11 protein-coding genes are annotated in these 12,311 nt (G+C 61.6%); 9 read left to right on the forward strand and 2 right to left on the reverse strand.

What is annotated here, in order from left to right; translation table 11 throughout:
* Positions 1–98 precede the first annotated feature (98 nt).
* The 6 genes from ACU688_RS20830 (at position 99) to ACU688_RS20855 (ending at position 7,973) form a co-directional block, all read left to right on the forward strand.
* Positions 99–1,745: a GMC family oxidoreductase gene (locus tag ACU688_RS20830; protein WP_448186223.1), complete on the forward strand. Its 1,647-nt coding sequence runs from the start codon at positions 99–101 to the stop codon at positions 1,743–1,745.
* Between the two features lie 65 nt (positions 1,746–1,810).
* Positions 1,811–3,433: an MFS transporter gene (locus ACU688_RS20835; protein ID WP_124525176.1), complete on the forward strand. Its 1,623-nt coding sequence runs from the start codon at positions 1,811–1,813 to the stop codon at positions 3,431–3,433.
* 223 nt (positions 3,434–3,656) lie between these two features.
* Positions 3,657–5,597, forward strand: a complete 1,941-nt coding sequence (locus tag ACU688_RS20840; protein ID WP_448186224.1) for a DNA topoisomerase III — start codon at positions 3,657–3,659, stop codon at positions 5,595–5,597.
* A 133-nt stretch (positions 5,598–5,730) separates the two neighbouring features.
* Positions 5,731–6,171 (forward strand): CBS domain-containing protein, encoded by a 441-nt coding sequence (locus ACU688_RS20845; RefSeq protein ID WP_448186225.1) that lies wholly within the window; start codon positions 5,731–5,733, stop codon positions 6,169–6,171.
* 8 nt (positions 6,172–6,179) lie between these two features.
* Entirely contained in the window at positions 6,180–7,025 is an 846-nt protein-coding gene (locus ACU688_RS20850; protein WP_448186226.1) for an NAD-dependent protein deacetylase, read from the forward strand.
* A 618-nt stretch (positions 7,026–7,643) separates the two neighbouring features.
* Positions 7,644–7,973, forward strand: coding sequence for a hypothetical protein (locus ACU688_RS20855; protein ID WP_017736562.1), 330 nt, complete (start codon positions 7,644–7,646; stop codon positions 7,971–7,973).
* A 63-nt stretch (positions 7,974–8,036) separates the two neighbouring features.
* Here the strand turns inward: ACU688_RS20855 and ACU688_RS20860 are convergent, their stop codons facing one another.
* Positions 8,037–8,939: a LysR family transcriptional regulator gene (locus tag ACU688_RS20860; RefSeq protein WP_448186227.1), complete on the reverse strand. Its 903-nt coding sequence runs from the start codon at positions 8,937–8,939 to the stop codon at positions 8,037–8,039.
* A 133-nt stretch (positions 8,940–9,072) separates the two neighbouring features.
* Here ACU688_RS20860 and ACU688_RS20865 point away from each other — a divergent pair, with 133 nt between their 5' ends.
* Genes ACU688_RS20865 through ACU688_RS20875 form a run of 3 tightly spaced genes read left to right on the forward strand, consistent with a single transcriptional unit; the run spans position 9,073 to position 11,658 of the window.
* Positions 9,073–9,771, forward strand: coding sequence for a CoA transferase subunit A (locus tag ACU688_RS20865; protein ID WP_003190329.1), 699 nt, complete (start codon positions 9,073–9,075; stop codon positions 9,769–9,771).
* 34 nt (positions 9,772–9,805) lie between these two features.
* Positions 9,806–10,465 carry a CoA transferase subunit B gene (locus tag ACU688_RS20870; protein ID WP_448186228.1) on the forward strand — a complete coding sequence of 220 codons (660 nt, stop codon included), beginning with the start codon at positions 9,806–9,808 and terminating at the stop codon, positions 10,463–10,465.
* 11 nt (positions 10,466–10,476) lie between these two features.
* The gene (locus ACU688_RS20875; protein ID WP_448186229.1) at positions 10,477–11,658 is read left to right on the forward strand and encodes an acetyl-CoA C-acetyltransferase; all 1,182 of its coding nucleotides are present in this window, start codon (positions 10,477–10,479) and stop codon (positions 11,656–11,658) included.
* A gap of 154 nt (positions 11,659–11,812) precedes the next feature.
* Here the strand turns inward: ACU688_RS20875 and ACU688_RS20880 are convergent, their stop codons facing one another.
* Positions 11,813–12,229, reverse strand: a complete 417-nt coding sequence (locus ACU688_RS20880) for a PaaI family thioesterase (protein WP_448186230.1) — start codon at positions 12,227–12,229, stop codon at positions 11,813–11,815.
* Positions 12,230–12,311 lie beyond the last annotated feature (82 nt).

Raw genomic sequence — 12,311 nt, forward strand, 5'->3', positions numbered from 1 at the left:
TGTTTAAAAACGCACAGCAGCTGGGTAAAAACTAACATTTTTAAGACGAAAACTAACAACTAGGATGGAGGCAATAAGAAAAACAAGCGAGACCCCAGATGCCCACTGCAACTGCTGAATACGATTACATCGTCGTAGGCGCCGGCCCCGCAGGCTGCCTGCTGGCCAATCGACTGTCCGCCAACCCCGCCCACCGCGTGCTGCTGCTCGAAGCCGGTGGCCGCGACAATTACCCCTGGATCCACATCCCCGTCGGCTACCTGTACTGCATAGGCAACCCGCGCACCGACTGGTGCTTCAAGACCGAAGCGCAAGAAGGCCTGCAAGGCCGTGCGCTGAGTTATCCAAGGGGCAAGGTGCTGGGTGGCTGCTCGTCCATCAACGGCATGATCTACATGCGCGGCCAGGCCCAGGACTACGACGGCTGGGCGGCGGCCGGCAACCCGGGCTGGGCGTGGAACGACGTGCTGCCAGTGTTCAAGAAGAGCGAAAACCATTTTGCCGGTGGCTCCGAATTCCACAGCGATGGCGGCGAGTGGCGGGTAGAGCAACAGCGCCTGCACTGGCCGATCCTCGACGCGTTCCGCGATGCAGCCGCGCAAAGCGGGATCGCCAACATCAACGACTTCAACACCGGTGATAACGAAGGCTGCGGCTACTTCCAGGTCAACCAGAAGGCCGGCGTGCGCTGGAACGCAGCCAAGGCGTTTCTCAAGCCGATCCGCCAGCGCCCCAACCTCACCGTGCTGACTGAAGTGGAAGTCGATCGCGTGCTCCTGGAAAACGGCCGCGCCGCTCAAGTCGTCGGCCGTCAGCTGGGCCAGTCGTTAAGCTGGAAGGCACGCAAGGAAATCGTGCTGTGCGCCGGTTCAGTCGGCTCGCCAGGCATTTTGCAACGCTCGGGGATGGGTCCTTCCAGCGTGCTCAAACCGCTGGGCATCGAAGTGGTGCGTGAACTGCCCGGTGTCGGCGGCAACTTGCAGGACCACCTGCAACTGCGCCTGATCTACAAACTGGAAAACGCCCGCACTCTGAACCAGATCGCCGGTTCTGTCTGGGGCAAGCTGGGCATGGGCCTGCAGTACCTGTACGACCGCAGCGGCCCGCTGTCGATGGCCCCCAGCCAGCTCGGCGCGTTTGCCCGCTCGGGCCCGGAACAGACCTCGGCCAACCTCGAATACCATGTGCAGCCGCTGTCCCTGGAGCGCTTTGGCGAGCCGCTGCACGCGTTCCCGGCATTTACCGCGTCGGTCTGCGACCTGCGCCCGCAAAGCCGTGGCCGCGTGGATATCCGCTCGGCCAACCCGGCAGATGCGCCGCTGATCCGCCCCAATTACCTCAGCCATCCAGAAGACCTGCGGGTGGCCGCCGATGCCATCCGCCTGACGCGCCGCATCGTCGCAGCACCGGCCCTGCGCGCATTCAAGCCAGTGGAATACCTGCCCGGCGCCTCCCTGCAAACCGAAGATGAACTGCACGAAGCCGCGGCGCGGATCGGCACGACGATCTTCCATCCGGTGGGCACCTGCCGCATGGGCAGCGATGCCGATGCGGTGGTCGACGCCCAATTGCGCGTACATGGCGTGCCCGGCCTGCGCATCGCCGATGCCTCGGTCATGCCGCGCATCACCTCCGGCAACACCTGCTCACCCACGCTGATGATCGCGGAAAAAGCCGCGCAGCTTATTCTTTCGCCGAACACAAGGAGCCTCACCCCGCAGAGAGAAACGGTTCATGCAATCTGAATAGCGGCGCCGCACCTGGCGCCGACAGTGGAACAACAATAAATAATCACTGTGAGGGCTACCCGATGTCAGAACATGCTCAACCCCTGGGCTCGGTCATAGACGCGAGCACCAACAACGACTCAAGGAAAGTCATCTTCGCCTCGTCCCTCGGGACGGTGTTCGAGTGGTATGACTTTTTCCTCTACGGCGCGCTGGCGGCGGTGATCAGCAAGCAGTTCTTTGCCGGGGTCAACGACACCACGGCGTTTATCTTTGCCTTGATGGCCTTTGCGGCCGGCTTTGTAGTGCGGCCCTTCGGTGCGCTGGTGTTCGGCCGCCTGGGCGACATGATCGGGCGCAAGTACACCTTTCTGGTGACCATCATCCTCATGGGCGTGGCAACCTTCTGCGTGGGGCTGTTGCCGACCTACGCCAGCATCGGCATTGCCGCGCCAATCATCCTTATCGTGCTGCGCATGCTCCAGGGCCTGGCGCTGGGCGGCGAATACGGCGGTGCGGCGACCTACGTGGCCGAGCATGCGCCGGCGGGCAAGCGTGGTTTTCATACCAGTTGGATTCAATCCACCGCGACCATCGGCCTGCTGCTGTCGTTGCTGGTGGTGCTGGCCTGCCGCTACTTCACCGGCGACCAGTTCGAAGTGTGGGGCTGGCGCATTCCGTTCCTGTTCTCCATCGTGTTGCTGGGCATCTCCACCTGGATCCGCATGAGCCTGCACGAGTCGCCGGCCTTCTTGAAAATGAAAGAGGAAGGCAAGGCGAGCAAGGCGCCGATCAGTGAGTCGTTCGGCAACTGGGACAACCTCAAGGTGGTGCTGATCGCGCTGTTCAGCATCAACGGCGGGCAAGCGGTGACCTTTTACGCGGCGCAGTTCTATGTGCTGTTCTTCCTCACCCAGTTCCTCAAGATGGACCCGGCCCTGGCGAACATGTTGCTGATCATCAGCGTGGTGATTGGCGCGCCGTTCTTTATCTTCTTTGGCTGGCTGTCGGACAAGGTCGGGCGCAAACCTGTGCTGATGCTCGGCCTGCTGCTGGCCACCGTGTTGTACTTCCCGATCTTCAAAAGCCTGGCGCACTACACCAACCCGGCGATGGACCAGGCCAGCCAACAGGCGCCGATCACCGTGCTGGCCGACCCGGCCACCTGCACCTTCCAGTTCGACCCGGTGGGCAAGGCGAAATTTGACAGCCCGTGCGACAAGGTCAAGACCTTCCTGGTCAAGCAGGGCCTGCCCTACAGCAGCGCCGCCGCCCCGGCCGGCAGCCCGGTGCAAGTGAGCGTGGGCGAAGTGCGTATCGACGGTTTTGACGAAGCGGCCCTGCGCGGTGCCGTGACCCTGGCCGGCTACCCGAGTTCGGCGGATGTGGCCCAGGTCAACAAAACCATGGTGGTGGTGCTGATCGTCGCACTGATCCTGATCGCAGCCATGTGCTACGGCCCGCTGGCGGCGTTGATGGTAGAACTGTTCCCGACGCGTATCCGCTATACCTCGATGTCCCTGCCCTACCACATCGGCAACGGCTGGTTTGGCGGGTTCCTGCCAACGGTGTCGTTTGCGCTGGTGGTGTACACCGGGGATATTTTCTACGGCCTGTGGTACCCGGTGGTCGTAACGGGGGTGAGCCTGGTGGTGGGGATGATCTGCCTGAAGGAAACCCGCCACGTGGATATCGATAACAACTGATCTTCCAACCCCGAAGATCCCCCTGTGGGAGCGGGCTTGCCCGCGATTGCGGTATGTCAGTCGATAGATTCGGCACAGACAGGACGCCATCGCGGGCAAGCCCGCTCCCACACTTGCTTCGTGGCGCCCACACAAATTGCTGTACATCCATACAGATAATGGTTGATCAATGCCCGCTGACTGAGCATCCTGCACAGCATCAACCCGATCTGATGTGATAACCATGCGGCTGTACCTCTGTGAAAAACCCTCCCAGGCCAAGGACATCGCGGCCGTGCTTGGCGCCAGCCGCCGGGGCGACGGCTGCTGGCTGGGCAATGGGGTCACAGTCACCTGGTGCATCGGCCACCTGCTGGAAACCGCCCCGCCCGACGCCTATGACGCCAAGTACAAACGCTGGGTGCTGGCCGACCTGCCCATCGTCCCGGAAAAATGGAAGATGCGGGTCAAGCCCAAGACCGCCAGCCAGTTCAAGGCGGTCAAGCGCCTGCTGGGGGAAGCCCAGGAACTGGTGATCGCCACCGACGCCGACCGCGAAGGCGAGATGATCGCCCGTGAGTTGGTGGAGCACTGTCGCTATCGCGGGCCGATCCAGCGCTTGTGGCTGTCGGCGCTGGACGATGCGTCCATTCGCAAGGCCCTGGCCGCACTCAAGCCCGGCGCCGAAACCTTCAGCCTGTACCACTCGGCCCTCGGTCGTTCACGCGCCGACTGGCTGATCGGCATGAACATGAGCCGCTTGTTTACCTTGCTCGGTCGCCAGTCCGGGTATCAAGGCGTGCTGCCCGTGGGCCGCGTACAAACCCCGACCTTGCGCCTGGTGGTGGACCGCGACCGCAGCATCGCCGATTTCGTCCCGGTGGCGTACTGGGCCATCGACGTCGACTTGCAGCACCAGCACATGACCTTCACCGCCCAATGGCGCGCGACCGAGGATGCCTGTGATGACCAGGGCCGCTGCCTCAACCCGCAACTGGCGCGGGACGCGGCCGATGCGATGCGCCACGCGGCCAGCGCACGGTTGGTCAAGCTGCGTACCGAACGCATGCGCGAAGTCGCGCCCCTGCCCTTCGACCTCGGCACCCTGCAGGAAATCTGCTCCAAGAAGCTCGGCCTCGGTGCCCAGGAAACCCTCGACATCGCCCAATCACTGTACGAAACCCACAAGGCCATCACCTACCCACGCAGTGACTGCGGCTACTTGCCGGTCAGCCAGCACAGCGATGCGCCGAAGATTCTCGCCGCGCTGGGCCGGGCCGATGCGGCCGTGAACGAACTGATGCCCCATCTCGACCCGCAACGCCGCTCGCGGGCGTGGAACGACGCCAAAGTCAGCGCCCACCACGGCATCATCCCCACCGGCGCCGGCAAAGACGCGGGGCAACTCACCGGCAAGCACCGCGCGGTGTACACGCTGATTCGCGCACGCTACCTGGCGCAGTTCCTGCCCAACCATGAATACGATCGCACCCAGGCCGATTTCGACTGCGCCGGCCAAGCGTTGCGGGCGGTGGGCAAGGTGGTGATCGATCCCGGTTGGAAACGCGCCCTGCCCGAAGCCCTGGCGCCGGCCAAAGGCCGTGAAGCGCCTGCACCGCAAGCCTTGCCCACGCTGGTACAAGGCCAGGAGTATGCGGTGGCCAAGGTCAACCTCAAGGACCTGTGGACCCAACCGCCCAAGCCCTTTACCGAGGGCGACCTGATCAAGGCGATGAAGAACGTCGCCAAGCTGGTGGAAGACCCGTTGCTCAAGCAAAAGCTCAAGGACACCACGGGCATTGGCACCGAAGCCACCCGCGCCGGGATTATCCAGGGCTTGCTGGACCGTGGTTACCTGGTGAAAAACGGCAAGGCCCTGTCGGCGACTCCGGCGGCATTCAGCCTGATCGACGCCGTGCCCCGCGCCATCGCCGACCCGGGCACCACCGCGATCTGGGAGCAAGCCCTGGACATGGTGCAAAGCGGCGAGATGAGCCTGGAAGAGTTCGTCGCCAAGCAGGCGGCCTGGATGAGCAAGCAGGTGGCGCGCTGCAATGGCCTGCGCATGACCATCACCGGCCCGCCAGGCCAAGGCGCTGCGCCATGGAAAAAGAAGCGCAAAAGCGCGCCACGCAAGGCGGCCGCCAGCCCCCGGCGCGGCAAAAAACCGGCAAATGCCGGGTAAAAGCGGAAAAAAGTCCGGCGAATGACGTTTTTCGACGGGTTTGACGCCGCTTTGGACCTTGCCCTCCCGTGGGCCGTCTAGGATTCTGTAGGGGACCCGCTGACTTCCTAACAACAACACCGGAGTGGCCGCCATGAAAACCGTTGCACAAGTGCTCAAAGCCAAGGACCAGAAAAACCAGGAAGTCCACACCATCCAGTGGGATCACACCGTGTTTGAAGCGCTAGTCGTTATGTCGGCGAAAAACGTCGGGGCCCTGCCGGTCCTCAGAGATGGCGTAGTGGTAGGCATCATCAGCGAACGTGACTACGCCCGCAAAATCATGCTCAAGGGGCTGTCGTCGGTCACCACGAAGGTCCACGAAGTGATGAGTTCTCCGGTGATCACCGTCGACACCCATAAAAAAGTCGACGAGTGCATGAACATCATGACCGACAGTCACTTGCGCCACCTGCCCGTGGTAGAAGATGGAAAACTGCTGGGGCTGCTGTCCATCGGTGACCTGGTGAAAGAAGCCATCGCCGACCAGGCAGACCTGATCAAGCAACTGGAGCAATACATCCGCGGCGAATAGGGGAACCCATGCTCGACAGCCTGGAACATCAGGGCGACCACCTCGACACCCTGCACCGGGCCATGGCCGAACGGCGCTTTCTGGTGTTGACCGGTGCGGGGATCAGCACGTCCTCGGGGATTCCCGATTATCGCGACAGCGAAGGCGTGCGCCGCGGCAAGGCGCCGATGATGTACCAGGAGTTCCTCGCCACCGCCCAAGCCCGCCGCCGTTACTGGGCGCGGGCGATGCTTGGCTGGCCGAGGGTGCGCATCGCCCAACCGAACGCCGCCCATCGGGCCCTCTCGACCCTGCAACAACGCCTGCGCATCAGCGGGCTGATCACCCAAAACGTCGACACCCTGCATGACCAGGCCGGCAGCCATGACGTGATCGAGTTGCACGGCAGCCTGCACTGGGTGCTGTGCCTGGACTGCCAACAGCGCAGTCAGCGCGATCTAATCCAACAGCGAATGGAACACGAGAATCCCTACCTGGCCGGCGTCGATGCCGTGCAAGCACCCGATGGCGACACGCTGCTGGATCCGGCCTTTGAAGAACGCTTCCAGATCCCCCACTGCCCCCATTGCAACGGTCAACGCTTGAAACCGGATGTGGTGTTCTTCGGCGAGAACGTCGCCCAGGCGACGGCCGCCAAGGCCATGGAGGCGGTGGCACAGGCCGAGGGGTTGCTGGTGGTCGGTTCATCGTTGATGGCTTATTCAGCCTTTCGCCTGTGCAAGGCGATGGTGGAACAAGGCAAGCCGGTGATTGCGATCAACCTGGGCAAGACGCGGGGGGATGAGTTGTTGCAGGTGAAGATCGAAGCATCGTGCGAACGGTTGTTGCCGTTGCTGGTTGAGCGACTGAGCTAGCAACACCTCCCCTCTAAAATATGAGCAAGGTTTGTGTGGGAGCTGGCTTGCCTGCGATAGCGGTGTTTCAGTTACAGATGTATCAACTGACTGACCGCTATCGCGGGCAAGCCCGCTCCCACAGGGTTTTGTGTCGAATGGACCCTCCTGGACCCAAGACCCGCAACGCCAAAAAATGACGCCCAAGTCACAATTCCACGCATCCCCCCGCCCCCACGGCGATTTATGTAGTGACCAAAAATAATCACTACATAACCGTTGACGTAACCTTTTTGTCCTTGCATTATCGAGACGTCTCCCGGATCGGGAGCGTTGGTAACAAGCGTTTTGAAAGAGCTCGTCTGACCGCCGAGCTGTTTTTTCCGGATGTGCACTGCCCACAAGGCAGATTGATGAAGCTGACCGGCCCGCAAGGATCGGTACAAGGAGCTCAAACGCTGCTTGTCTTCGTTATGAAACCATTGCGTAGCAGTTCATCAGCAAGACTACATGCATCAGGTTCAAGACCCTGCCCGTATTCGGCAGACCGTCACTGACGCCCGGTTTTCGCAACCGGAGACAACTAAGCAGTATTAACGAATCAATTGATAGATCGCCAACTGGTCAAGGGGCTTACACATGAATCTGAACAACCAACCAACTATCGACGAATTGGCTGAGATGTTCGCAGCGCAGAAAGACACTCTCGACGACCATATCCTGTGGATTGGCAAATCGGGCGAAGTGCAACTTGACTGCCTGGCGCCCAATACCCAAGAAGCCGAATTTGACCGCAATAACCGTGAACTGGCGGCGCGCCTGAAGGTATACCGCCGCGGCCAGGGTTATGTCGGCAAGAAGGCTGCGGCTGATCGCAACTTTATCGAGCAAGTATTCGACACACTTAACAATGCCTGGGCGGCCGTCAAGGACAGCTCGCAAGTTAAAGTGATTGATCGCTACTACTAAAAACTAACTCGCGCACTACTGTGGGAGCTGGCTTGCCAGCTCCCACATTTGTTTGTGGTGTATTCAAAAAGTTGGAAACCGCCCCTTCGCCGCCTCCTCCCGAAAAATATCAAACAGCACTTGTGCCGCCGCCGACAACTCATGTCCCGGTTTGGACAGTACACCTATCGGCCGCTCGATCACTGGATCGCTCAAGGTGATGCAATGGCCACCCGCCTCTTCCATCTGCCGCGCACATAACGCGGGCACGGCGCTAACCCCCAAACCGCTCGCCACCATCTTGCCCACCGTCGCCAGTTGATGGCTTTCCAGTGCCACCGGCAACTTCATCTGTAAGGCACCCAGGTGCTCCTCCAGCATCACCCGCACAGTCGAAGGCCGTTGCAAGGTGATAAAGGGATGTTCCAGCAGGGTTTTCCAATCGACTTCGCTGCGTTGCGCCAGTGGCGAATCGCCCGGCACCACGGCAATAAAACGGTCCAGATACAGCGGCGTAAATGCCAGCGAGGAACCTTCAGAGGGCTCGAACGCCACGCCCAGCTCCACCTGGCGGTCGCGCACCATCTCCAGCACCTGCTCGTTGATCAAGTCATGCACGGTCACATTCACCTGGGGGTAACGTGCGCGGAATATCTTCAGGATCGGCGGCAGCAGGTTGCCGGCAAACGAGGGCATTGCCGCCACCGTCACGCGCCCGCGCTGCAAGGTGAAGCGCTGGCGCAGTTCGTCTTCGGCGTTGTCCCAATCGGCAATCAACCGGCGCGCCAGGGGCAACAGGGTTTCACCTTCGGGCGTGAGCGCGACGTTGCGGGTATTGCGACTGAACAGGCGCCCGCCCAGCCCTTCTTCCAGGCCCTTGATGGTCAGGCTCAACGCCGATTGGGAGAGATGCAGGCGCTCGCAGGCGGCGGCAAAACTCAGGCTCTGGGCCACGGCGAGAAAGGCGCGCATCTGTTTAACTGTCATGAGGCTGCTCCGGACGACTGCTCGACTATGCTGTTTTTTAAATCAATCAACCTTAAAAAACAACTTAACAAATCAATCCAGCAGCGCAACACTCGGTTCATTGGCTGGCCCACAAACAATAAAAGAGGTGCATATGGCAGGTTTCGATAAACGCGTGGCGTCCTATGAAGAAGCGCTGGCGGGCCTGGAGGACGGCATGACTGTGCTCTCCGGTGGTTTTGGCCTGTGTGGCATTCCAGAAAACCTCATCGCCGAGATCAAGCGCAAAGGCACCCGCGACCTGACCGTGGTTTCCAACAACTGCGGCGTCGATGGTTTTGGCCTGGGCGTGCTGCTGGAACAAAAGCAGATCAGCAAGGTAATCGCGTCCTACGTCGGCGAAAACGCGCTGTTCGAGAAGCAGCTGCTCAGCGGCGAGATCGAAGTGGTGCTGACCCCCCAAGGCACCCTCGCGGAAAAAATGCGCGCAGGCGGCGCCGGTATCCCGGCCTTCTTCACCGCCACCGGCGTTGGCACGCCCGTTGCCGAGGGCAAGGAAACCCGCGAATTCAAAGGCCGCCCGTACCTGATGGAAGAGTCCATTACCGGCGACTTCGCCATCGTCAAAGGCTGGAAGGCCGACCACTTCGGCAACGTCATCTACCGCCACACCGCCCAGAACTTCAACCCGCTGGCCGCCACTGCCGGCAAGATCACCGTGGTCGAAGTCGAAGAAATCGTCGAACCGGGCGAGCTGGACCCGGCGCAGATCCACACCCCTGGCATCTATGTCGACCGGATCATCTGCGGCACGTTCGAGAAGCGCATCGAACAGCGCACCGTGCGCAAATAATCCGCCTCCAGCCCGAACAATAAGGACTCAGAAAATGGCTCTTACCCGCGAACAAATGGCTCAACGTGTCGCCCGCGAAATGCAGGACGGTTTCTACGTCAACCTCGGTATCGGCATCCCGACCCTGGTGGCCAACTACATCCCCGAAGGCATGGAAGTGATGCTGCAATCGGAAAACGGCCTGCTGGGCATGGGACCGTTTCCGACCGAAGACGCCATCGATGCCGACATGATCAACGCCGGCAAACAGACCGTCACCGCGCGCATTGGTGCGTCGATCTTCTCCTCCGCCGAGTCCTTCGCGATGATTCGCGGCGGCCACGTCGATCTCACCGTGCTCGGCGCCTTTGAGGTGGACGTACAGGGTAACATCGCCTCGTGGATGATCCCCGGCAAACTGGTCAAGGGCATGGGCGGCGCCATGGACCTGGTGGCCGGTGCGGAAAACATCATCGTGATCATGACCCACGCGTCCAAGGACGGTGAGTCGAAGTTGCTCAGCCAGTGCAGCCTGCCGTTGACCGGCGCGAACTGCATCAAGCGGGTACTGACGGACCTGGCGTACCTGGAAATCGAAAATGGCGCTTTTGTCCTCAAGGAACGCGCACCTGGCGTCAGCGTTGAAGAGATTGTGAGCAAGACCGCCGGTAAACTGATCGTCCCGGACCACGTTCCAGAAATGCACTTCCAGTGAGGACAGATTCCATGCAAGACGTCGTGATTGTTGCTGCCACCCGCACCGCCGTGGGCAGCTTCCAGGGTTCGCTGGCGAATATTCCGGCACCGGAACTGGGCGCCGCCGTGATCCGTCGCCTGCTGGAGCAGACCGGCCTCGACCCGGCCCTGGTCGATGAAGTGATCCTCGGCCAGGTACTCACCGCAGGCTCCGGCCAGAACCCGGCGCGCCAGGCTTCGATCCTCGCCGGCCTGCCCCACGCAGTGCCGAGCCTGACCTTGAACAAAGTCTGCGGCTCCGGCCTCAAGGCCCTGCACCTGGGCGCCCAGGCCATCCGCTGCGGCGATGCCGAGGTGATCATCGCCGGCGGCATGGAGAACATGAGCCTGGCCCCGTACGTATTGCCCGCCGCGCGCACCGGTTTGCGCATGGGCCACGCCAAGATGATCGACAGCATGATCACCGATGGCCTGTGGGATGCGTTCAACGACTACCACATGGGCATCACCGCCGAGAACCTGGTGGACAAGTACGGCATCAGCCGTGAAGCCCAGGATGCGTTCGCCGCTGCCTCCCAGCAAAAAGCCGCTGCCGCCATCGAGGCCGGGCGTTTCACCGATGAAATCACCCCGATCCTGATCCCGCAGCGCAAAGGCGACCCGGTGGCCTTCGCCGTGGATGAGCAACCCCGCGCCGGCACCACCGCCGAATCCCTGGGCAAGCTCAAGCCGGCGTTCAAGAAAGACGGCAGCGTCACCGCCGGCAACGCCTCCAGCCTCAATGACGGCGCCGCTGCGGTGCTGCTGATGAGCGCCGACAAGGCCAAGGCCCTCGGCCTGCCGGTGCTGGCGCGCATCGCCAGCTACGCCAACGCTGGCGTCGACCCGGCGATCATGGGCATCGGCCCGGTCTCGGCCACCCGCCGTTGCCTGGCCAAAGCCGGTTGGAGCCTGGGCGACCTGGACTTGATCGAAGCCAACGAAGCCTTCGCCGCGCAAGCGCTGGCGGTGGGCCAAGAGCTGGAATGGGATGCGGACAAGGTCAACGTCAACGGCGGCGCCATTGCCATCGGCCACCCGATTGGCGCCTCAGGCTGCCGCGTGCTGGTGACCCTGCTGCATGAAATGATCAAGCGTGATGCCAAGAAAGGCCTGGCCACGCTGTGCATCGGTGGCGGCCAAGGTGTGGCCCTGGCCCTCGAACGTAGCTGATTGGCAAGAGCACTATTGAAAAGGCCCGGTTCCACGAAAACCGGGCCTTTTCTTTAGTGTGGGAGCTGGCTTGCCTGCGATAGCTGTGTACCAGGCTACAAATCTGTAGCTGATGTACCGCTATCGCAGGCAAGCCAGCTCCCACATTTGATCTCTATCGGTCATCAAAGCGGGGCACCGCAAACACCGCATTCGCCCGCACCACCACCTTCTCCCCCACTTGCACGCTCACCGTGGCAAACGCCATCTGCCGACCGCGCTTGTGATGTTCCAACTTCACCACCATCCACTCCCCCACCTGCACCGCGCCCAGGTAGTCCAAGGTCATGCTCGCTGTAATCAGCGGCAGCGGCGGCTCGCTGGAAAATGCCATCGCGTACCCCATGCCGACATCCGCCAAGGTCGCCAACACCCCGCCATGCACCGTGCCGCGCCCGTTCGCATGACGATTGTCGGCACGCAGGCCGATCTCCAGTTGCAGGCCTTCACCCCGGCAATACGCCGGGCCCAACAAGTCGAGCAGCGGGCTGCTGCGCGGCAGTGAAACAAAACCTTCGGGGACAGCGATCATGGCGGGTTCTTCCTTGGAGTCAGGCCTGAGGTGTACTCCAGCCCCTCTGCGGCAGCCATCACCATCAGTCACGCAAATCCTG

It is taken from the genome of Pseudomonas acericola (SeqCode), from assembly GCF_053456465.1.